This is a genomic window from Sphingomonas sp., assembly GCF_030145815.1.
Lineage (GTDB): Bacteria > Pseudomonadota > Alphaproteobacteria > Sphingomonadales > Sphingomonadaceae > Sphingomonas.
Genome location: NZ_JAIXHL010000017.1, coordinates 60,282 through 83,207, shown reverse-complemented (window position 1 = coordinate 83,207; position 22,926 = coordinate 60,282). Strand labels below are relative to the sequence as shown.

The 22,926-nt window shown below is 67.1% G+C and carries 16 protein-coding genes; 12 read left to right on the top strand and 4 right to left on the bottom strand.

Annotated elements, in window-relative coordinates:
• Positions 1-38 precede the first annotated feature (38 nt).
• The 4 genes from uxaC to KYX69_RS15485 are packed head-to-tail and all read left to right on the top strand — an operon-like array spanning position 39 to position 6,030.
• The gene (uxaC, locus tag KYX69_RS15500; RefSeq protein ID WP_300498770.1) at positions 39-1,448 is read left to right on the top strand and encodes a glucuronate isomerase; all 1,410 of its coding nucleotides are present in this window, start codon (positions 39-41) and stop codon (positions 1,446-1,448) included.
• Positions 1,445-2,845 (top strand): mannitol dehydrogenase family protein, encoded by a 1,401-nt coding sequence (locus tag KYX69_RS15495; RefSeq protein WP_300498768.1) that lies wholly within the window; start codon positions 1,445-1,447, stop codon positions 2,843-2,845. The genes uxaC and KYX69_RS15495 overlap by 4 nt, the downstream gene beginning before the upstream one ends.
• 30 nt (positions 2,846-2,875) lie before the next feature.
• Positions 2,876-4,153, top strand: coding sequence for an MFS transporter (locus KYX69_RS15490; protein WP_367280211.1), 1,278 nt, complete (start codon positions 2,876-2,878; stop codon positions 4,151-4,153).
• Positions 4,154-4,164: 11 nt separating this feature from the next.
• Complete coding sequence (locus KYX69_RS15485; protein WP_300498767.1) at positions 4,165-6,030, top strand: sulfatase-like hydrolase/transferase; 1,866 nt, start codon at positions 4,165-4,167, stop codon at positions 6,028-6,030.
• 8 nt (positions 6,031-6,038) lie between these two features.
• Here KYX69_RS15485 and KYX69_RS15480 read toward each other — a convergent pair whose 3' ends face one another.
• On the bottom strand, positions 6,039-6,674 hold the full coding sequence (locus KYX69_RS15480) for a TetR/AcrR family transcriptional regulator (protein ID WP_300498765.1): 636 nt from the start codon (positions 6,672-6,674) through the stop codon (positions 6,039-6,041).
• 161 nt (positions 6,675-6,835) lie between these two features.
• Between KYX69_RS15480 and KYX69_RS15475 the strand changes: the two genes are divergently transcribed.
• From KYX69_RS15475 to KYX69_RS15450, 6 genes are read left to right on the top strand one after another with little or no spacing between them, the layout of a single operon-like run.
• A complete protein-coding gene (locus KYX69_RS15475) occupies positions 6,836-9,079 on the top strand; it encodes a TonB-dependent receptor (RefSeq protein ID WP_300498763.1) in 2,244 nt (747 codons plus the stop codon).
• The gene (locus KYX69_RS15470) at positions 9,076-10,125 is read left to right on the top strand and encodes a serine hydrolase (protein ID WP_300498761.1); all 1,050 of its coding nucleotides are present in this window, start codon (positions 9,076-9,078) and stop codon (positions 10,123-10,125) included. Before KYX69_RS15475 ends, KYX69_RS15470 begins: the two co-directional genes overlap by 4 nt.
• Positions 10,126-10,129: 4 nt before the next feature.
• Positions 10,130-11,497 carry a DUF1254 domain-containing protein gene (locus tag KYX69_RS15465; RefSeq protein ID WP_300498759.1) on the top strand — a complete coding sequence of 456 codons (1,368 nt, stop codon included), beginning with the start codon at positions 10,130-10,132 and terminating at the stop codon, positions 11,495-11,497.
• Entirely contained in the window at positions 11,389-13,440 is a 2,052-nt protein-coding gene (locus tag KYX69_RS15460) for a pyrroloquinoline quinone-dependent dehydrogenase (RefSeq protein WP_300498757.1), read from the top strand. The genes KYX69_RS15465 and KYX69_RS15460 overlap by 109 nt, the downstream gene beginning before the upstream one ends.
• A complete protein-coding gene (locus KYX69_RS15455; RefSeq protein WP_300498755.1) occupies positions 13,437-14,210 on the top strand; it encodes a hypothetical protein in 774 nt (257 codons plus the stop codon). The genes KYX69_RS15460 and KYX69_RS15455 overlap by 4 nt, the downstream gene beginning before the upstream one ends.
• Positions 14,207-15,514 (top strand): hypothetical protein, encoded by a 1,308-nt coding sequence (locus tag KYX69_RS15450; RefSeq protein ID WP_300498754.1) that lies wholly within the window; start codon positions 14,207-14,209, stop codon positions 15,512-15,514. Before KYX69_RS15455 ends, KYX69_RS15450 begins: the two co-directional genes overlap by 4 nt.
• A 31-nt stretch (positions 15,515-15,545) precedes the next feature.
• Here KYX69_RS15450 and KYX69_RS15445 read toward each other — a convergent pair whose 3' ends face one another.
• Positions 15,546-16,796, bottom strand: coding sequence for a dipeptidase (locus tag KYX69_RS15445; RefSeq protein ID WP_300498753.1), 1,251 nt, complete (start codon positions 16,794-16,796; stop codon positions 15,546-15,548).
• 40 nt (positions 16,797-16,836) lie between these two features.
• Complete coding sequence (locus tag KYX69_RS15440; RefSeq protein ID WP_300498752.1) at positions 16,837-18,201, bottom strand: alkaline phosphatase PhoX; 1,365 nt, start codon at positions 18,199-18,201, stop codon at positions 16,837-16,839.
• 191 nt (positions 18,202-18,392) lie between these two features.
• On the opposite strand from KYX69_RS15440, the gene KYX69_RS15435 reads away from it, so the two are divergent.
• Together KYX69_RS15435 and KYX69_RS15430 are read left to right on the top strand one after the other, a co-directional pair.
• Complete coding sequence (locus KYX69_RS15435; RefSeq protein ID WP_300498751.1) at positions 18,393-20,621, top strand: ATP-binding protein; 2,229 nt, start codon at positions 18,393-18,395, stop codon at positions 20,619-20,621.
• Entirely contained in the window at positions 20,618-21,268 is a 651-nt protein-coding gene (locus KYX69_RS15430; protein WP_300498750.1) for a response regulator, read from the top strand. The genes KYX69_RS15435 and KYX69_RS15430 overlap by 4 nt, the downstream gene beginning before the upstream one ends.
• Positions 21,269-21,316: 48 nt before the next feature.
• On the opposite strand, the gene KYX69_RS15425 is transcribed toward KYX69_RS15430, so the two are convergent.
• Entirely contained in the window at positions 21,317-22,912 is a 1,596-nt protein-coding gene (locus tag KYX69_RS15425) for a family 43 glycosylhydrolase (protein WP_300498749.1), read from the bottom strand.
• Positions 22,913-22,926 lie beyond the last annotated feature (14 nt).

The following is a 22,926-nucleotide window of genomic DNA, read 5'->3' as shown; positions in this document are numbered from 1 at the left end:
TATGGCAAGGGACGATTTCAACAAAGATGGAGAGGGACATGACCCCGCTGAAGCTGCATCCCGATCGCCTGTTTCCGGCGGATGCGACCACACGGGACATTGCCCGCACGCTCTATGCGCAGGTCGCGGACTTGCCGATTATCAGCCCGCACGGTCATACCGACCCGCAGTGGTTTGCGGACGATCAGCCCTTCACCAACGCCGCCGAACTGCTGCTGACCCCCGACCATTATGTGCTGCGCATGCTCTACAGTCAGGGCATCGCCATGGAGCAGCTGGGCGTGACGCCGCGCGGCGAGCAGCCGCAGGTGACGCCGCGCGAAGCATGGCGGACCTTTGCCGCGCACTATCATCTGTTCCGCGGCACGCCGTCGCGCATGTGGCTCGACTGGGTGTTTGCCGAGGTGTTCGGGATGACGCAGCGGCTAAATGCCGAAACCGCCGACACCTATTTCGACGCGATCGGCGAACAGCTGGCGCAGGACCGTTTCCGTCCCCGCGCATTGTTCGACCGGTTCGGGATCGAGGTGATCGCGACCACCGAATCGCCGCTCGACCCGCTCGACCATCATCGCAAGATCGCCGCGAGCGGCTGGTCGGGCCGCGTCATCACCGCCTATCGCCCCGATCCGGTGATCGACCCGGAGTTCGAGGGGTTTCGCGACAATCTGCGCCGCCTGTCCGACCTGACCGGCAAGGATTGCTTCGGCTATGACGGCTATCTCGCCGCGCACCGCAACCGCCGCGCCTATTTTGCGGCGATGGGCGCGACCTCGACCGATCATGGCCACCCGACCGCAGCGACCGCCGACCTGAGCGATGCGGAGGCGCGCGCGCTGTTCGACCGGGTGACCGGCGATTCGGTCAGCGCCGCCGATGCCGAGCTGTTCCGCGCGCACATGCTGACCGTCATGGCGGGGATGAGCATCGAGGACGGGCTGGTGATGCAGATCCACCCTGGGTCGTTCCGCAATCACAATCCGGCGCTGTTCGCGCGCTTCGGGCGCGACAAGGGCGCGGACATCCCGGTGCAGACCGAATATGTCCGCGGGCTGCGTCCGCTGCTGTCGAAATATGGCAACGACCCGCGTTTGTCGGTGATCGTCTTCACGCTCGACGAAACGAGCTATGCCCGTGAACTCGCGCCGCTCGCCGGCCATTATCCGGCGCTCAAGCTTGGCCCGGCGTGGTGGTTCCATGATAGCCCGGAAGGGATGCGCCGCTTCCGCGAGCAGGTGACCGAGACGGCCGGTTTCTACAACACGGTTGGATTCAACGACGACACCCGCGCCTTTCTGTCGATCCCGGCGCGCCACGACGTCGCGCGCCGCATCGATTGCGGGTTCCTCGCGCGGCTGGTCGCCGAACATCGCATGGAGGATTGGGAGGCCGCCGAACTGGCGCAGGACCTGGCCTACAATCTCGCCAAGGCGGCGTACAAGCTGTGAGACTGTCCCAGGCGACGGCGGCGATGCTCCCCGATGCCGTGCGCCGGGTCGCGTATGACCGGGACAGCGCGGCGCACCAGATCGTCCATCTCGGCATGGGCGCCTTCACGCGCGCGCATCAGGCGGTGCTGACCGAGGATGCGATTGCCGCGTCGGGCGACGTCTGGCGCATCATCGGCGTGTCGATGCGCAGCGCGACGGTGCGCGACCAGCTTGCACCACAGGACCATCTGTTCACGGTGACCAGCAAGGGTGAAGGCGCTCCGGTCACCCGGCTCGTCCGCTGTGTCGGCGACGCGATCGTCGCGCCCGAACATCCCGACTGTGTGGTCGCGGCGCTGGCCGATCCACGCACGCAAGTCGTGACGCTGACCGTGACCGAAAAGGGCTATCACCTCGTCGCCGCCGACGCTGATCTCCCTGCTTCGCTCTGCGAGGATGCGGCGCGCGCGGCTCCGCAGACGATCTACGGATATCTTGCGCAGGGGCTGGAGCGACGGCGGGCGGAGGGGCTGGCTGGCCTGACGATCCTGAGCTGCGACAATCTTGCCGAAAACGGCACGCGGCTGCGCGAGATGCTGCTGCGCGTGCTGGGGGCGCGGGACCCCGCATTGGCCGAATGGTGCTCCGTTCACTGCACCTTTCCCAATTCGATGGTCGACCGCATCGTGCCCGCGACCCAGCCCGCCGACCTCGATGCGCTGGAGGCACGGATCGGGCTACGCGACGAAGCCGCAGTGTTCACCGAGCCGTTCCGGCAATGGGTGATCGAGGACAGCTTCGCCGGCCCGCGCCCCGCCTGGGACGCCGCCGGCGCGCAGATCGTCGCGGATGTCCGGCCCTATGAAACGGCGAAGCTTCGGATGCTCAACGGCGCGCATTCGGCGCTGGCCTATCTGGGCCTCGCCAAGGGACTGGAGCTGGTCAACCAGGCGATTGCCGACCCCGAAATCGGCGCGCTGGTCGGTCGGCTGATGCGCGAAGAGGCCGCCAACAGCTTTACCCCCGCGCCCGAGCAGGATCTGGCCGCCTATGCCGATTCGCTGATCGCGCGCTTTGCCAACCCTGCTTTGCCGCACCGTCTCGCGCAGATTGCGATGGACGGGTCGCAGAAAATCCCGCAGCGCTGGCTGGCGACGCTCGCCGACCGGCAGGCACAGGGCAAGGCGTCGCCGGCGATCCTTCCGGCGCTGGCGGCGTGGATCGTCCATGTCCGTGGCGACAATCCGCATGTCAGTGATCCGCTCGCCGAACCGCTCGCGTCGCTGTGGCGCACGGCGGGAGCTGAGGGGATCGTCGCGGCGCTGTTCGATGCGGACGGGCCGATGGCGTCGTCCTGGGTGCCGACGCCTGAAGATCGCGCGGCGCTGAACGCGCACATCGCGGCACTGGGCTGAACCGCCTAGCCAATTTCAGGGGGAGTAAGCGTGAACAACGACAGGCGCATGCCGATCATGGGGCTGCGGTGGTGGATCATCACGCTGGTGACGGTCGGCACGATCCTCAATTATCTCGCTCGCTCGTCGCTGTCGGTCGCCGCGCCGACGCTGATGCAGGTGTTCGACATGAACACCCAGCAATATAGCTGGGTCGTCTTCTCGTTTCAGGCCGCCTATACCGTCATGCAGACGTTCAGCGGCGCGATTCTCGACTGGCTCGGCACGCGGATCGGCTTTGCGATTTTCGTGGTGGGCTGGGGCGTCGCCAATATGTGCCACGCCTTTTCGACCGGCTGGTTCAGCCTCGCCTTCTGGCGCGGCTTGCTCGGCAGTTTCGAGGCGGCGGCGATCCCGGGCGGGCTCAAGGTCGTGTCCGAATGGTTCCCCCCGCGGGAGCGCACCGTGGCGACCGGCGTGTTCAACATGGGATCGTCGATCGGCAACATGATCGCGCCCGCGCTTGTGGCCTTCTGCATCCTCTATTTCGGGTGGCAGTCGGCGTTCCTGATCACCGGGGGCCTCAGCCTGATCTTCGCGGCGATCTGGTACTTCGTCTATCGCAGCCCCGAGCAGAGCAAGCGCCTGAGCCAAGCCGAACTCGCGCATATCCAGATGGCAGGCGACGATGTCGGCGTCGTTGCACGTCCGGCGCATTGGCGCGATGTGGTGCGCACGCGCGGCTTCTGGTCGATCGCGATCCCGCGCTTCTTTGCTGAACCGGCGTGGCAGACGTTCAACTTCTTCATCCCGCTCTATCTTGTCACGGTCTGGGACTTCAATCTGAAGGACCTGGCGCTGTGGGCGTGGTTGCCGTTTCTCGCCGCGGACGCGGGGTCGATGATCGGCGGGCTGATCGCTCCGGCGCTGATCCGCTGGTTCGGGGTCGATCTGCTCACCTCGCGCAAGCTGACCGTGACGCTGGGTGCGCTGCTGATGGTCGGGCCGGCGTGCATCGGGCTGGCGACGTCCCCGGCGGTTGCAATCGCGCTGTTCTGTGTCGGTGGGTTCGCGCACCAGATGCTGTCAGGTGCGCTGCTCACTTTGTCGGCCGACTTGTTCGACAAAAAGGCGGTTGGCACCGCCACCGGCATGGCCGGATCGATCGGATGGATTGGCGGCGCGATCTTCACGCTGATCGTCGGCGGGCTGGCCGAGGTGATCGGCTATAGCCCGTTGTTCGTGATGCTCGCCGCGTTCGACCTGGTTGGCGTCGTCGTGCTGTGGGGGCTGTTGCGGTCCGAAAAGCCCGTAGCGGCAGCCGAGTAAGGGAGAGGATGATGTCGATCGATCGCCGCACGCTGCTCACCGGGATGGCCGGGGCCGGTCTCGCCGGTGGGTGCGCCACCACCGGCGCGGGCAGTCGATCCGATCCGCGCGGCCGCCCGAACATCCTTTGGCTGGTGAGCGAAGACAATGGTCCGTTCATCGGTGCCTATGGCGACCGGCTGGCGCATACGCCGCATATCGACGCGATGGCGCGTGGCGGGCTGCTCTATCGGAAGGTCTATGCCAATGCTCCGGTGTGTGCGCCGTCGCGCTTTTGCCTGCTGACCGGCATCCACCCGGAGTCGAACGGCCCAGCCCACCATATGCGCGCGGACTCCACGCTGCCTGCCTTCCTCAAGACCTATCCGCAGCATCTGCGTGCGGCGGGCTATTATTGCACCAACAACGAGAAGACCGATTACAACGCGACGGTCGATCCCAAGGCGATTTGGGACGAGTCCAGCGCGACCGCGCATTATCGCAACCGGCCCGCGAACACGCCGTTCATGGCGGTGTTCAACTTCGAAACGACGCATGAATCGCGGCTGTTCGGCGTGACCGAAGGGCGGGTGAAGCCGCAGGATGTACAGGTCCCGCCGACCTTGCCCGACAGCGACGGCGTCCGGCGGGATATCGCCAGCTATTACAATCTGATGGAGAAGATGGACGCGCAGGTCGGCGAAAAGCTCGCCGAGCTGGCGCGTGAGGGCCTCGCCGACGATACCATCGTCTTCTATTATTCCGACAATGGCGGCTGCCTGCCCTGGTCGAAGCGCCATTGCCGCGAAGAGGGGATGCGCTGTGCACTCGTCGTGCATGTGCCCCCGAAATGGGCCGATTACGCTCCGCTCGCGATGGGCAGCGAGATTGCGGCGCCGGTCAGCTTCATCGATTTCGTGCCGACCCTGTTGTCGATCGCGGGGGTGGAGCAACCAAAGGAACTGCCCGGCACGCCGTTCCTGGGTCGCCGGGTCGCGCGGCCCAAGCCGCTCGCCTTCGGCATGCGCAACCGGATGGACGAGCGTTATGATTTCGTCCGCACGGTGTCGGATGGCCAGTATCGCTACATCCGCAATTACATGCCGCATCGTCCGATGGGGCAACCCGTCGCCTTCCCGTTGATGCTGCGCAGCTATCAGGACGTGTATCGGCGGCGTCAGGCGGGCGAACTCGACGCGGCACAGGCACGGTTCTTTGAACCCCGGCCCTTCGAGGAGCTGTACGACCTCAACGCCGATCCCGACCAGCTGCACAATCTGGCGAATGCCCCGGGGCAGCGGGCGCGGGTGCGTGACTTTGCGCGCGCGCTGGACCGCCACATGCTGGCGATCAACGATAACGGCTTTATTCCCGAGGGCGCGCCGCTCGAAGGCTATGAAGCGAGCCGCGTGCCGGGTGCCTATCCGCTCGCGGACATCATGGAACTGGCGGCGAAGGCTGCGGCTGGTGACCCCGCGCACGTGTCAGCGTTGATCGCCGGGCTTGCTGCGACCAATGAAGTCCTCCGCTATTGGGCGGCAACCGGGCTGGTGATCCGGAAGGCGCACGCTGTATCCGCGCGCGCGGCACTGGTCGATGCGCTGAAGCGCGAGACATCGCCGCATGTGCGCATTGTGCTGGCCGAGGCGCTAAGCCATGTCGGCGAAACCGCGCTTGCGCTGGCGACATTCCGCGAAGCGCTGGCCTCTGGGTCCGAGCCGGTCGCGCTGCAGGCGCTGAACGCGATCACCTATGTCGATCCGGCATGCCGCCCGCTCGACGCCATTGGCCGGTGGGACAAGAATCCCGGCTATCTGGGTCGCGCGACCCGTTATCTGCTGCGCACGGCCGCAGGTGCGTTCGACCCGGCTGCCTCGTTGCTCGGGCCGCGCGGTTGAGCGCGGCTTCAGCGCGGGTCGGTCTTCAACACGCCGCGCAAGGCAACGCCTGAAAGATTGTCGACAATATCGGCCACCGCCATCGGCCCGTCGGGGCGGTGCCAGCGTGCCAGCCACAGGATGATCCCCATGATCGCCGATGTCGCCATGCGCGTATCGACATCGGCCAATTGGCCGGCGGCCTTGATCTCGTCCAGCGTGTCGCGGACAAAGACTGAATAGGCGGCCTTGCGCGCCTTGATCTGCGCAGCCTTGTCGGGGCTGAGCGCACTGGTTTCCTCCAGCACGATCGTCAGCGGGTTGCCGACTGGAGTCGTCACCTGCATCACGCTTTGCAAATGGCCGCGGACGATTGCGGTCAGGCGCTCGACCGGATCGGCGATCATCCGCGCCGGCGCGACCACATCTTCCTCAAGCCGCTCCATGCTGAACGACATCAGCGTGAACAGCAGTTCCTCCTTGCTCGCCACGAAATGGTACAGGCCTGCCTTGGTGATCCCCACCGCGTCGGCAATATTGGCCATTGAGGTCGCCGCAAAGCCGCGCGTGCAGAACAGCTGCGCCGCATGGACGTAAATCTGTTCGCGGCGTCCGATAATGGCGGGCGTGCCGGTCGTATGTTCCTGCCACATCGCGTCGTTCATCGCTCGGTTGGTAACGGGTCGCACGCCGATTTCCTATCCCCGGCGCTGCACAGCTGACCTCTGGACAAGCGCGATCTGGCGAGTTACCTACCGGTCGGTAAGTGGCGTGTAAAGGTCGCAAAGGCCGGGCCGCCACCGCTGAACAGGGAGAGGGATAGGCGATGGCTCGATATGCAACCTTGCTGCTTTGCACGGCACTGACCGCACCGACGGCGGCGCTTGCGCAGACCGCACCCACCACCGCGACGGATGCGACTGAGGCCGCCAAGGATGACGCCGATGTCGTCGTCACGGCGCGCAAGCGTGAAGAGCGGCTGATCGATGTGCCGACCGCGGCGACTGTGCTGACGGGCAGCGCGATTGCCGATCGCGGCGGCGCGACCAACCCGGTCGAATTGCTCGGCGGCCAACCCAGCGTCCGTATCCTCGACACGGGGTCTGCGATGACCAATGAAGTGTCACTGCGCGGATCGCCGACCACGCGCGGCACATCGGGCGACCCCAGCGTCGGCCTGTTCCGCGACGGCGCCTATATCGGCGGCGGCGGCTTTTCCGGACGCAGCTTTTCGCGCATCGACCTGTTCGACATCGACCGTGTGGAAGTCCTGCGCGGGACACAGGGCGCGTTGTACGGCCGCAACTCGGTCGGCGGCGCGGTCAACATCGTGTCGGCCAAGCCGGAGTTCGAGAATAGCGGCTTCGTCAACGCCCGTTACGCGATCGAGAATGAGCAGCTGCAGCTGCAGGGCGTGACCAATGTGAAGCTGTCGGATGCGGTGGCGATCCGCTTTGGCGTCGATTTCGTGACGCAGGCCGATGGCTTTTTTCGCAATGATTTTCTGGACAAGGTGCTCGACCGCAACGACTCGACCGGGCTGCGTGGGCAGATTCGGTGGAAGCAGGGCGGCACCGACCTGGTGGTGCGTGGCGAGACGTGGCGCGGGTTCGTGCCGGCGATCGCGTTCCGCGCCTATATCGATCCGCCGCGCACCGGTTTCCCGCGCGGCTATATCCAGCCCGAGCGTACCTATCCCTGGTCGACCGACGCCTTTTCGCGGCAGGAGGTGACGAGCTGGATGGGCGAGCTCAATCAGGAGCTCGGCTTTGCCAAGCTGCGTTCGGTGACCCAGTATCGCAAGCGCAAGGCCGACTATGCGCTCGATCTCGACGGGTTGAACCCGGTGCTGCTCGCGCAGCTGCGCGCCGATGGCACGATCACCAGCACCACGGTCGACCCCGGTCAGGCGCAGGAGCGGGAGGAGGATGCGCAATTCTTCACCCAGGACCTCAACCTGACCGGCGACCTTGGCGACGGTGCGCTCAACTGGCTCGCCGGCATCGAATATTTCCATCTGCGCAGCAATTCGGAACAGCGCACGCGGCGCACGCCGACCGTTCCCAATCCCTCGCCGGGCAACCGCCAGCCGCTGCGGACGACGTTCGACAGCTGGGCGGTCTATGGCTCGCTCGACTATGCGCTGACCTCGACGCTCAACGTGATCGGCGAAGTACGCCAGACCTGGGACGAGAAGAGCGCGACGTCGCGCCGGTTCGATCTGACGACCGGATTGCCCTCGGGCGGGACCGGCTTTGTCGTCGACTTCGCCAATGCGCCCAGCAATTTCAGCTATAACGCGACGCTGTCGTGGCGACCTCAGCCGGCGATGACGCTGTATGGCAAGGTCGGCAGCTCCTATCGCGCCGGCGGGTTTAACCAGGATCTCGGCCCGGCGACCCAGCCGATCCCGATCCCCGCGGCCTATGACGACGAGCGCAGCACCTCGATCGAGCTGGGTGCCAAGGGCCGGATCGCGCGCGGCACCACCTTCGGCATCGCGGCCTATCAGACCTATAGCACCGACATCATCGTCGCGCTGAACAATGGCTGTTTCATCGGGAGCACCGTGTGCAACAGTTCGCCCGTCACCTTCTCCAGCAACGCCGGCAAGGCGCGGACCTGGGGTGCGGAGGCCGAGATCGCGTCGCGCATCGCGATCGGGTCGGGCAATCTACAATTGGGCGCCAGCGGCTCCTATCAGAAGGGGCGGGTGACCGACGGGCCGTTCGACGGGCAGCTGCTGCCGCAGATTCCGCGCTGGACCTTTGCCGCGAATGCCACGCTCAACGCGCCGCTGTCCGGGGATGTGAGCATGCTGGTCAACGTCAATTACAACGGCCAGCGCGGCGGCGTGCATGATCTGGTCGCCCCCGGCGCGCCGGCCCCGTTCGACATGGACAAGATCGACCTGCTGAACGCGCGCGCCGCGCTGCGCTTTGGTGGACTGGAGGCGAGCGTGTTCGTGTCCAACCTGACCGACGTGACCTATGATGTGTTCCGCGGCGCGGGTGCGCGACGGTTGAACCCGCCGCGCAACTGGGGCGTCCAACTCGGCTATCGCTGGTGAGGCTGCGCCTTGCCCTACTCGCCGGCGCGCTGGCGGTTGCGCCCGGGGCGCAGGCGCGGTCGGTGAGTCCGGCCTGTGCGGCGGTCGCGGCCTATTCCGACGCGCATCGCGGGCGCGCCATGCTGATCCTGAAGGACGGGCGGCCCGTGTGCGAAGTCTATGCGGCCGGGACGAGCGCAGACGACGCGCATCCGCTCTATTCCGGCACCAAGAGCTTTGCCGGGGCGATGGCGGTGCTCGCCGCACAGGACGGCTTGCTCGACCTCGATGAGCCGGTGTCGGCGACACTGGCCGAATGGCGCGACGGGACCGATCGGCAAAAGGTCACGATCCGCCATCTGCTCAGTCTGAGCTCGGGCATCGAAAGCGTGGTCGGACGGCCTCCTGAGTATGCGCGGGCAGTCGAGCTGCGTCCGGTCGCGACGCCGGGCACGCGCTTTGCCTATGGCCCGGCACCGTTCCAGATTTTCGGCGAGGTGCTGCGGCGCAAGCTCGTTGCACGCGGTTTGCAGGCCGACCCCGCCGAGTGGCTGATACAGCGATTGCTCACCCCCGCCGGGATCCAGGTCGGGCAGTGGCGCCGCACTCCGGACGGCAACCCGCTGCTGCCGCAGGGCCTGGCGTTGACTGCGCAGAATTGGGCGCGCTTCGGCGAATGGGTGCGGCGCGACGGCGTGATCGATGGCAAGCCCTCGCTCGCGCCGCAGCGGCTGGCGGCGTTCCACCAGCCATCCCCGGCCTTTCCCGGCTATGGCCTGACCTGGTGGCTTCCGGCGAAGCTTCAGGCGCTGGCACCCGATCGCATGCCGCGCGCGGTCGGGCGGCTCGACTTTGCCGCCGCAGGGGCGCTGCCCGACGATTTGCTGATGGCGGCGGGTGCAGGCGATCAGCGGCTCTATGTCTCGAAACGGCTCGGCATCACCGTCGTGCGGCTCGCGCAGCTCTCGCTGGCCGATGCGAGCGCCGCGCGCGCAGCGGGGGAGGGCTGGTCCGACGGCACCTTCCTGCGCCTTGCATTCCAGACGGTCCAGCCAGCGACGGAGTAAGACGATGTCCGGTATCAATAGCACGCTCACGGTCGGGCGCCGCACGCTCCTCGCAGGGGCCGCGACGCTGGCGATGTTTCCGGCGGCCGCCATATCTGCATCCGCGCCGGACCTGACCCGCGCGTTTGACTATGCCTATCCGCTGTTCGAGTTCAGCCGCGCAATGCAGCGGATCGGGCAGCTTGCCGATCCGACGCTGCCGCTCGATCAGCGGCTGAACCGCATCTACCACCGCCGCGTCCTTGCCGACGCCACCGCGCGGCAGGTGACTGCGCCCAACAACGACACGATCTACAGCTCGTGCTTCTTCGAGCTGTCGGGCGGCCCGGTGCGGTTGCGCGTCCCGGACATTATCGACCGCTATTTCTCGGTCACGCTGATGAATGCGTTCACCGACAATTACCGGACGATTGGGACGCAAGCGACAAAGGGGCGGGGCGGGGATTTCTGGCTGGTCGGGCCGGACTGGATTGGCAAGGCTCCGGCGGACGCGACGCTGATCCGGTCGGAAACCAACGATGTGTGGATGCTGATCCGCATCCTCGTGGCCGGCCCTGCCGACCTGCCAGCGGTGCGCGTGCTGCAGGACAAGTTTGCGGTTCTGCCCGCCCCCGGACGCGGGCCGGTGCGCGCGCCAAAGGTGCGGGCAGTCGACGGCACCGATGCGGCGCAAATCTTCGATGCTGCGACGGAGATGCTGAGCCGGTCGAGCGACCGGGTGGGACAGGCGCGGCGCTGGCGGCGCTTTGCCGCATCGGGCATCCGGCCCGGCGGCGCGGGCAGCTTTGCCGCGCTGTCGCCAGCATTGCAGGCGGCATGGCGCGCCGAAACCCCGCGCTCGGTCGCGCGGCTGCGTGAGACCTTTACCGCTGGCGTGCGGCAGGTGAATGGCTGGGGCGCGTCGACGACCGAGGTTGGCGCGTTCGGCGTCAACGACCGGCTGCGCGCCGCCGTGGCGCTCAGCGGACTGGCCGCGCTGCCGCCGGACGAGGCGATGTATTTCAGCTCGGTCCGCGACCATCGCGGCGATCCGCTCGATCCGGCGCGGCGCTATCGCATCCGCATTCCGGCCGAGGGGATTCCGGTCGACGGCTTCTGGTCGATCACCATGTATGCGGCCGAGCCCGATGGCCGCTATTTCTTCGCCGCCAATCCGATCCAGCGTTATTCGGTGTCGGAGCGCACGCCGGGGCTGATCCGCCGACCCGATGGCGCGATCGACATCATCCTGTCGCGCGACCCGGTGGCGGAGAGCGAGGGCAATTGGCTGCCCACGCCGGACGGACCGATGCGGGTGTCACTGCGCGCCTATGTCCCGCGCGCGCCGATCCGGCAGGGGCGCTGGTCGCCCCCGGCGATCGAGCGACTGTGATGGCGGGGCTGTCGCGACGCCGCGTGATCGGGGGCGCGCTGGCCGGATCGTCGCTGCTGGCATTTCCCGGCGTCGCGCGGGCGTCGCGCGCTACTCAGGGTGAGCCGTGGCGACACTACGCCGGCAACCTCGCCGCGCAAAAATATTCAGCGCTCGACGCCATCGACGCCAGCAATGTCGCCCGGCTCGGCGTCGCCTGGACGTGGGAATCACCGGATGCGGAGATCCTCGCCGCCAACCCCGATCTCAAACCCGGCGAGTTCCAGTCTACCCCGGTGTTTGCCGAAGGGTTGCTGATCACCAGCACCGCGATGTCGCAGGTCGCGGCGCTCGATCCGGTCACCGGGCAAACGCTGTGGCGCTTCGACCCGGAGAGCTGGAGGCGCGGGCCGACCACGACGAAAGGCTTTCTCCATCGCGGCGTCGCAGTGTGGGGCAGGGGCAAGGCGGCGCGCGTGATCCTCGCCACTGGCGACGGGCGGCTGATGGCGCTGGCGCTGCACAGCGGCAAGCCGATCGCGGAGTTTGGCGACAAGGGCGTGGTCGATCTGCGCAGTGTTGGGATGGTGCGGCCGGTGCCGGATACGCCGGGAATTTATGGCATCACCTCTCCGCCTCTGGTCGCGGGCGATGTCGTCGTCATCGGCAGCTATATCGACGACCGCGCCGACGGACGGTTGATGCCGCGCGGCGACATCCGTGCATTCGACGCGCGCAGCGGGCGGCTGCTCTGGGTGTTCCACACCATCCCGCTCGACGGCGAATTTGGCGTCGACAGCTGGAAGGACGGATCGCACCGCCGCACCGGCAACACCAATGTCTGGGCGCCGATGAGTGCCGATCTTGAGCTGGGCATCGTCTATGCCCCGGTGTCGACGCCGACCAACAATTTCTATGGCGGCGACCGGCCGGGCGACGGCCTGTTCGGCGACAGCCTGGTTGCGATCGACCTCAAGACCGGCAAGCGCCGCTGGCATTTTCAGACGGTGCATCATGGCGTGTGGGATTATGACCTGCCCGCTGCACCGATCCTGGGCGATGTCACCATCGCCGGGCGCCGCCGCAAGATCGTGATGCAGGTCACCAAACACGCCTTCCTGTTTGTGTTCGACCGCGAAACGGGGGAGCCGATCTGGCCGATCGAGGAGCGGCCCGTCCCGCAATCCACCCTGCCCGGTGAGCGCACCAGCCCGACCCAGCCGCACCCGACCTGGCCGCTGCCGTTCGACCGACAGGGGATCACGCCCGACGACCTGATCGACTTCACGCCGGAGCTGAAGGCGGAGGCGCAGGCCGCATTGGCAGGCTATCTCCATGGGTCGATCTTCACACCGCCGGGCAGCACGCCGACGATCATCATGCCAAGCTTTGTCGGCGGCGCGAACTGGAATGGCGCGGCGTTCGACCCGGAAAGCGGGCGGCTGTTCATCCCCTCGGTCAACGTGCCCCTGCACATCGCGCTGGATGACAAGGGCAATATCCGCGCGACCGAACAGGCCGAGGTCGAGGTCGCCGGGGCGCGCGTGATTGCGCGCGGGCCGCGCGGGCTGCCGCTGCTCAAGCCGCCTTATGGCCGCACCACCTGTATCGACATGGCGAGCGGCGACCATCGCTGGATGACGCCGAACGGCCGGGGGATGAGCCGCCTGCCGGCGTTCCGCGCGCTCCACCCCGGCGATGCGGGTTCGTTCGGCCGGGCGCAGATCCTCGCGACCAAAACGCTGCTGTTCGTCGGCGAGGGGCCGCAGGATCGGTTCACCGCCGAACCCCGGCTGCGCGCGCTCGACAAGGCGAGCGGGGCGGTGCTCGCGACGCTGACCTTGCCCAATTTCATGCTCGGCGCGCCGATGACCTATATGGCGGGAGGCGAGCAATATCTTGTGTTTTCAACCGGCTATCGGAAGCTGCCGCAGCGGCTGGTGGCGATGAAAGTGATGCCATGAAGCTCCTTGCCCCCCTGTTGGCACTCGCCGCGCTGGCCGCCCCCGCGGTGCGCGCGCAGGAGGTGCCGATCCAGCATTTCGTGATGGTCGAGGTGACGCCGCCGGTCGATCTGCTTGCGGTTGATCGCTGGTACATCACCTATCACGCGCCCGAGACGCTGGCGCGCGCGCAGAACCGCCAGACCCGTTATGTCAGCCACCGCAGCTATCGCTTCACTCCCGAAGAGGCCGAGCGGCTGAAGCTGGTCGACGGACGGCTGACCGAAATCGGCTTTGCCAGCGTCGCGGCATTCCGCGCCGGGGTGACGGGGGAGGCAATGGCCGCGCATCGCCCGACCCCGCCCGATCCCGCTGTTGCAGCAGGGATCAAGACGCGCACGGTGACGGTCAAACTGCCAGCGGTTGCGGTGAAGGACGCCGCCACCCCCGACAAGGCGGTGCCCTATGCGCGCTGGGTGGTGTTCATCCGCCCGCCCGTCGGGACCGCCGACGCGGATGCTTGGGTGAAGGACGCGCTCGCCCCGCTCACCGCGCTGCCGCAGACCCGGCGGGTGCAACTCCACGCCGCCGCAATCCCGCGCGGTTACAGCCATGTCGCAGTGTTCTGGTATGACGACAGTGCGGCGTGGCGCAGCGCGATGGCGGCGCAGGGCGGAGCGCTGATCGCGCGCCTCTCCGCTCAGGATAGTGCCGAGGCGCCGACCCGCACGATGCTGGTCGGCGAGCGTCCCGATCTCGATTTCCGCACTGACAAGCGGGTCACGCCGTGACCGCAGGGCCGTTGATCGACCGGCGCACGACGCTGGCACTCGGTCTGGCGACCAGCTTGCCCGCCGGCATGGCGCGCGCGGCGGCGGGGCCGTCGCTGATGGACGATGTGCGGCACTATGCCGCGCTCGGCCCGCACCGCACCGGCACGGCCGGCAACCTTGCGACGCTGGACTGGGTGGAGGCGCGGCTCAGCGCGGCGGGGTTCGCCGTCCAGCGCCAGCCGATGCGTTACGCCGACCATGACATCACCCGCGCCGTGATCGCAACCGGCGCTGTCCGGCTAGAGGGGATCGTCCAGCGTCCGGCATGTCCGACCGGGTCCGACGGCCTGTCCGCGCCGCTGGTGCTCGCCGACGAGCCGGTCGACCCCGCTCGCCTCAGCGGCAAGATCGCGGTCATCCGGCTTCCCCATGCGCGCCATTCCTCGATCCTCGAAGGGCGCACCGCACGCCCCGTGAAAGCCGCGCTCGCCGCCGGATGCGTCGGGCTGGTGCTGGTGACGCGCGGACCGTCGGGAGAAGCACTGGCGCTCAACGCCCCGCTCGAACACCCGGTCTCAGCAGTCCCGACCCTCGTGATCGCGCCGCGCGACGCCGGGCCGATCATCGCGGCGGCGGCGCGCGGCGATACGGGACGGATCGTGCTGGAGGGTCAGGCGATCATCGCATCCTCGGCCAACCTCGTCGCGCGGCGGCAGGGAAAGGGGCGGGCGATCATCGTCACGACGCCGCTGTCCGGCTGGTTCGGCTGTGCGGGCGAGCGCGGCTCGGGGATCGCCGCCTTTCTGCAAGTCGCGCCGCTACTCGCGCGCCGCTACCCCGCTGCCGATCTGCACTTTGCCGGGCTGGTCGGGCATGAGCGCGAATATGTCGGCGGCGACGCTTATGTCGGCGCGCTCGCTCCGCCCCCCGATCAGGTGCGGCTATGGGTGCATCTCGGCGCAGGCTTCGCCGCGCGCGACTGGCATGAGATCGCTGATGGCGTGCTCGCGCCGCTGCCCGGCGCCGATGCCCAGCGCTATCTGCTCGCGCCCGAAGCCTGGCTCGGCACGCTCCGTCCGCTGCTCGCCACGCTGCCAGGCTATCAGCAGCCCTATCCCGCCACGATCGAGAACAGCGCAGGCGAGGCGCGGCATTTCATCGAGCGCGGCTATCGCAACATGATTGCGACGATCGGTGCCCACCGCCTCCACCATGCGCGCACCGACGATGCGAGCGCCGTCGATCCCGCCAGCCTTGCGGAAAGCTGGACCGGATGGAGCCGCGCGCTGCTCGCGGTCATCGACCGGCACGCGCGCAACTGATCGCCAGCCATCTGAGGACTGTCCTGCCCGATCAGCCGGGGTCGTTGGCGTCGGTCGGCGGGGTTTTGGCCATCGCGCGCGCGGTGGCTTCGACCGCTTCCATCACGCGCAGCACATTGTTCTGGGACAGCTTGGCGAGGTTCGCGTCGCTCCAGCCGCGGCGGGCGAGTTCGGCGAACAGCAGCGGGTAGCTGTCGACGCCCTTCATCCCCTCGGGACCGGTGCCGCTGATGCCGTCATAGTCCGCGCCGATCCCGACATGGTCATGGCCCGCCACCTTGGCGATATGATCGACATGGTCGGCGACGGTGCCGACATCGACGCGCGGCTGCGGATTGGCGCGTTCCCACGCGACCAGAGCGGGGACGTCGCGCCATTTGATCGGATCGGTGGTCAGGCCGTTCAGTTTGGCAAAGGCGATGCGCTTATTGTCCCAGTCATTCCACACGGTCGAGAGGAAGGCGGGGTAGAAATTGACCATCACCACGCCGCCATTCTCCGCGATCCGGCGCAGCAGCGGGTCGGGGATGTTGCGCGGGCGATCGGCGACGGCGCGGGCGGAGGAGTGCGATGCGATCACCGGCGCGCGGGTGACGTTGAGCACTGCGTCCAGCGTCGCGTCCGACACATGGCTGACATCGACGATCATGCCGATGCGGTTCATCTCCTCGACCACCTGCCGGCCAAAGGGCGTGAGCCCGCCCGCGCGCGCCGCATCGGTCGATGAATCGGCCCAGGTCAGGCTCTTGCTGTGGGTCAGCGTCATGTAGAGCACGCCGAGTTCGCGGAACTGGCGCAGCACCGACAGCCGGCCGCCGAACTGGTGCCCGCCCTCGATCCCCATCAGTGACGCGATCTTGCCCTGCGTCCGCGCCGCGCGGACATCGGCGGCGGTCTGCGCGAGCATGAAGGTGTCGGGATGCGCGCGCACGAAGCGCTGGACGATGTCGATCTGGTCGAGAGTGGTCTGCACCGCCTGCGCCCCGGTCTGGCTGGCTGGGATGTAGAGCGACCAGAATTGCCCGCCGACCTTGCCCTTGCGCAGGCGCGGGATGTCGGTCTGCAGCGGTTTGGCCAGCTTCGATGTGTCGCGGGTCAGATCGACTGCCTCGACCGCGCTGTCATAGGAGGTGCGCAACTCCCAGGCGAGGTCGTTATGCCCGTCGATCACCGGGGCCTGTGTCAGGACGCGCTCGACCCGCGCGCGGGTGGCGGCGTCGGGTTCGGGGGCGGCCGTCTGGGCGGCGGCGAGGAGCAGCGGGGCGAGGGCGAGTGCGATCATCGCCCCAGCCTAGTGCCTTCAAGCCAAGCGGCAAGAGCGCTTACGCGACCGCGCTGGCCCACGGTCCGGTGATCGCCAGCGTTTTGGTCGGGCTGTAGATGTTGACGAACAGGGTCGAACCATCCGGTGAGAAGCACGCACCCGCAAGTTCGGTCTGCACGCGGCAGCGCGCGACGGGGTAGAGCGCGCCGTCCGGGGTCACCCCGCGCAGATAGTTGTCGGAAACGTCGGTATATTGGTCCTCGCACACGATCAGATGGCCGTTCGGACCGACGGTGAGATTGTCACCATAGTTGAACATCTGCGGATCGGTCGATTCGACGAACAACTGCACCATGCCCGGCGCGTCGGTTTCGCCCGGCTGTCCTTCGCGCGGGGAGGGGCGATAGCGCATGACCTGGCCCAGCGCCTTGGCCCCGCCCGAGGTGCAGGTGAAGTAACACTCGCCATTGCCCCAATGGATGCCCTCACCACGGGCAAAGCGCGCCGCGCCCGCCTTGTGCCCGCGCAGGCGCAGATCGTCATCGGGGGCGTCGGTGCCGGTGAGGTCGATCCAGCGCGCCGCCTTCCACGCGCCGACGCTGATGTCGTGGCGGCCCTTGTTCGACGTGTCGCCGCCTTCGGGCCGGTCGCGCAGGCCGAGCGCCTGCAACCGTCCGCCGTGCGCCAGCTGGCCGGGGCGGTCGGGGAGGAAGCGGTAGAACAGTCCGTCCTCGCGATCCTCGGTCAAATAGACGATGCCGGTGCGCGGATCGACGGCGGCGGCCTCATGGTTGAAGCGGCCCATCGCGGTGAGCGGGACCGGATCGACCAGCCCGCGTGCGCGAGCCGGGACTTCGAAGATCCAGCCATGATCCTTGCCCACGTTCTTGCCAGCGCGGGTCATGTCTTCCTCGCACGTCAGCCAGCTGCCCCAGGGGGTGGTGCCGCCCGCGCAGTTGCGGATCGTGCCGGCGAGGCTCAAATGCTGGCGCTCGACCCGCCCGGTGGCGAGGTTGTAGATCAGCGTGCTGGTGCCGCCGGGCAGCGGTCGCCCGTCGCTGTCGCGGTCGTATGTGGGAATGCGGGTCGCATCGCCGCGCTGGAACGGGCCGGTCTTCTGGTGCTTTACCTGCAACTCATGGTTGCGGACCAGCGCGACGCGGCGGCGGTCGATTGCGAAACAGCCCATGCCATCGGCGCGGTCGCCGACGACGAAGCCGTCGTCCATCGCATCGCCAAGCTGCGAGATGACGCGGTAGCTGAACCCTTGCGGCAGATCGAGCAGCCCGGCCGGGTCCGCGCGCAGCGGGCCATAGCCGGGCGCAGTGGGTGCGGAAGCGATGGCGGGCACGCGGGCCAGCCCGGCAAAGGCACTGGCGGCAAGCCCGGCGGCAAAGGTGCGGCGGCTGATGTCGAAGGTCATGGGATAGCTCCAGTCGCGCGCTTCTTGCATCGGACGGACCTGACCATGCAATTTCAATTTGACCGTATTCTTACGGGAATCGCGTGTGGCGCGATTAACGATAGGATGACGACGTTGCGCTAGGGGGAGTCGATGGTGAGGGCGTTGATCATCGATGGCATCGGCACGGAGCGCGTTGCAGGGGAGGCGCGATGATCGCACTGCCACGCGCCATTGCCCTGATCCCGCCGGCACGCATTGCAGCGATTGCTTTGTGGCTGGTCGCGCTGGCTGGCGCGGTGTGGTTGTCGAGCAGCCGGTTCGTTGTCGCGCCGGGATTTGAATTCTATCTGGGGCCGCTCTTCTACCTCGTCGCCTATCGCTGGTTCGGGTTGCGCTGGGGTCTGGTCACCGCCGTGCTGACGATGGCGCCGTCGATCCTGTGGTGGGGGCACGGCTATTCGATCCTGCTGGCGGTCGGCCATGTGCTGGCCGTCGCGTGGTCGCGTCCTCGCCAGATCAGTTTTTCGACCGTGACCCTGTTCTATCAGCTGAGCTTCGGCACGCTGGTGGCGGTGCTGCTGTTCCGGTTCAGCTACAACAGCCCGATGGAAGTGACGGCATTGCTGCTGCTCCGCAAGATCCTGTGCGAGGTAACGCTTGCCGGGATTGCCGACATCGTCACGCTGCTGATCGTGCGCCGCGCGGCGGGGCTGGGGCTGGAGCGGGCGCGGACCTTGTCGCTGCAGCTGTCGCTGAATGCCGTCGTATCGCTTGCCGTGTCCGGGGCTGCGACCTTGTTCCTGATCGGCAATCTGACCAATGTGCGCGACCGGCTGACGATCGTCGAGGATCAGATCCAGACCGTGGTGGCCGACACGCGGGCCAGCGCTCCCGCCGCGCCGTTGCCGCCGCACATCCGCGTTGCCGGGTCGGCGGTCGAGCTGCCGCTGATCGTCGTTCCGACGCGCGATATCGCTGCGGGGGCAAAGCAGCTGGGCTGCACCCGCACCGATCGCGGGGATCAGGGCGGGCCGGACGATCGCAACACCTTTACCTATTGGTTACGGGTCTGCGTCGTTGCCGGGCGCGATGGCGAAAGGACCGTATTGGTGTCGCCGCGCCCGCTCGTGCTGGAAAGCTTTGGCGAGATCTTCACCGGCCTGTCGCCGCTGATGGCCTACCTTGTGCTGGTCGAGCTGGCGCTGTTCGGGTTTCGGCGCGCGCTGGGGCGGTCGATGCGCCTGTGGGACTCGGCGGTGCACAGCTTCGCGGCGCGCCAGCGCTTTCCGCGCGACGAAGCACCGTTCATCGAGTCGAACGCAGTGCTGAACATGCTGCGCCAGGCGACGGACGATTATCTCGACGCCGACGAAGAGCGCGAGCGGCTCGCGCGGACGGTCGACGAGCTGCGCACCGCGATCGACCTGCGGCTGTTGAGTGGCCTGCGGATCGAGGATGATGCGCTGCGCTTTCTGGAGCTGACTCCGGGCGCGGGAGCGTGTCAGCGCGTCGTGCCGTTCAATCCGGCGGACCGCAGCACCCTGATCTCGCTGCGCGGGACCAACGACATCATGGCCGAACTGCGCCTTGCTGGATCGGACAGCCAGCATTGGTTCCTGCTGCTTGCGCACGACTATGATGCGGAGACGAGCGAGTGGCGGTTCGGCTGTCTGGTGCGGTTGCGCGCGGCACAGGCGATGCAGACCAAGATGCTGCACAATGCCCGGCTGATCGAGCTGGGCGGCATGGCATCGGCGCTGAGCCACGAACTGCGCCAGCCGCTGTTCACCATTTCGCTCGCGGCAGAGAATGGCGCGACCATGCTGCAGCGCGACCCGCCCGCCTGTGACCGGGCGGGCGAGAAGTTCACCCGCATTTTGGAGCAGGTTGCGCGCGCCTCTGCGATCATCGAGCGGACATCGGCCTATGCCCGCGAAGAGCGCGGCGATCGCGAGCCGACCGATCTGGTGCAGGCGATTCACGATGCCGCGCGCTTCATGCGTCCAGTGCTGCAGAATCGCGGGATCGACCTGACTATTGTCCCTGGGCCGCAGATCGAACCGATGATGCTGCCGCGCATCGGGATCGAGCAGATCATCGTCAATGCGCTGCAAAATGCCGCCGACGCGATCGAACAGGCGCGCGCCGAACAACTGACCGCCGGCGCGATCCGGATCGACATCACCAAAACCGCGCACCATGTCGCAGTCGCGATCCGCGACGATGGGACCGGGCTGGTCGATGATCTGGCTGACTCGCCGTTCGACGCGTTCAGCACGTCGAAGCCGTCGGGCAAGGGCACGGGCCTTGGCCTGTTCATCTGTCGTCAGATCGTCGACGAGATCGGCGGCACCATCACTCTTGCCAATAATGACGATGCGGTAGGGGCGACGCTGACGCTCACCTTTCCGCTGTCCCATCCGTGGAGGCTCACATGACCGACCCCGCAGCCAGCCCCGTCGACCCCGTCTATCTGGTCGATGACGATACCGCCCTGCGTGACGAACTCGCCGACGCGCTGGCGGAAGCCGGCTATGCGGTACAGGGCTTTGCCAGCGGCGAGGCGTTCCTGGCGGCGCAGGCCGATCTGCCGCCGGGCTGCGTCGTGCTCGATCTGACCATGCCGGGGATGAACGGGATGCAGGTCCACACCGCGCTGGTCGATCGCAACAGCCGCCATGTCGTGGTCATGCTGACCGGCACCGGCAGCATCGCGACGGCGGTTGCCGCGCTGCGCACGGGGGTGGTCGATTTCGTCGAAAAGCCGGTTCAGCTCGACACGCTGAAGGAGTGTATCGCGATCGCGCAGGTGCGCCGGATGACCGTTGCCGCGAGCCGTGAAAAGCTGGCCGCCGCGCGCGAGCGGTTCGCGCCGCTGACTCCGCGCGAGCTTGAGGTCGTTTACGGCATGATGATGGGCCAGTCCGCCAAGATGACCGCGCGGCGGCTCGACCTGTCGTTCCGCACGGTCGAGAGCTATCGCGCGAACCTGATGGTCAAGCTCGGCGTGCGCACGCTGGCCGAGGTCGTGCGGATGGCGATCGAGGCGGAGATCAAGCCGAGCGGACCAATCGTGGACGAATAGCGGCGTTCTCAGTTCCTGCGGCACCGCGTCAGCGAAGCCGACACAGCGTCAACCTAGCGCCTCGAACCGGAAATTGGCGAACTTCGCGGTGCCTGCACCGGCCGAATAGAGGCCGGGGCGGAGCATCAGGAAGCCGCCGCGGACATTATGGTGGTATCCCGACACCTCCATGCCGCGGTCGAACCGGTGCCAAGTCTGTCCGCCATCGGTGCTGGTGTCATAGGTGACGATGTGGCGGTCGTTGGTCACGCGCATGCGCATCTTGCGCCCATGTGGATTGGCGGGGCGGCCGCGCTCGATGCCGTACTGGTGCGTGACAAAGCGCTTCTCGTCGAAGCCGAGGCCGCAATAGAGCTTGTCGTCGTAGAACAGGATCAGCCCGGCGGTGCCGCCCGGTGCGATCTCGATATCGCATTCGAAGCGATAGGCGGGGTCGCCCGCGATCAGCAGCAGCGGCGATGAGCTGGACGGCGCGGTGCCGCGCGCGTCAAGATGGAGAATGTTGTTCGCAACCCGTGCGCGCGACCGTTCATCGGGGGCGGGGCGGAAGAAATTCCACTTCGCCCCGATATCCAGCGTCACAAAATCGTCCGACAGCTTCATGCCGTGAGGGCCGCTCTTGGTGCCGCCCTTGGGCTTGGCGATCGGCTGTGACAGGTCGCCGCCCTTCATGCGGAACCAGCCGTCGTCGGTCCATTCGATCGGATCGAGCAGCGCCTGTCGCCCGAGCGTCCAATAGCCATTCTCGAAGCCGTGATAGACGCTCCACCAGTCGCCGCCCGGCCCCTCGACCAACGTCGCATGGCCGCGCGACCACCATTTTTCCTGCAGGGATGTGGTGCGGACCAGCGGGTTGTGCGGGCAATTCTCCCACGGCCCATGGATCGATTTCGAGCGTGCGGCGATCACCATATGCCCCGTCGGCGGCCCCGCTGTCCCGCCGACCGCGGTGATCATGTAGAACCAGCCATTATGACGGGTGATCTTCGGCCCCTCGGGCGCAAAGCCCTCGACGATCCAGTCCTTGGGATAGCGCCAGGGGTCATAGACATGCTCGGGCTCGCCGATGCGGCTGAGGCCGTCGTCGGACAGGCGCACGCGGTCGCCGCCCGACAGGAACAGCCAGCGCGAGCCATCCTCGCCCACCGCATGGCCCGGGTCGATATGGTTGGGCAGCTTGAGGTCGATCGGCTCGCTCCACGGCCCCTCGATCTTGTCGGCCCAGATCACCCAGCTGGTGTTCGGGCCCTTGGTCGGGATGTAGAGGAAATAGCGGCCGTTGTGCTTGCACAGCTCCGGCGCCCATACCGACCCGATATTCTTGGTCAGCGCCGCGCCGACCGGCTGCCAGTTGATCAGGTCGCGCGAGTGCCAGATGACCAGCCCCGGATAGGAGTCGAAGGTCGAGAAGGTCATGTAATAGTCCTTCCCATCCTTGAGGATCGTCGGATCGGGATGGTCGCCCGCCATCAGCGGGTTGAGGAATCGGCCATCGCCAAGGTCGGGGATGCGCTGATTGTCGAAGCCGCGCTTCCAGTCGGGGGCTGGGGGCTGGCGTTGCTTTCCCGCTGTAGCCGCCGGGGTCAGCGTGATAGCGCTACCCATCGTAGCAGCACCGATCAGGTCGCGGCGGTTCATACGCATCGTACTTTCCCTAT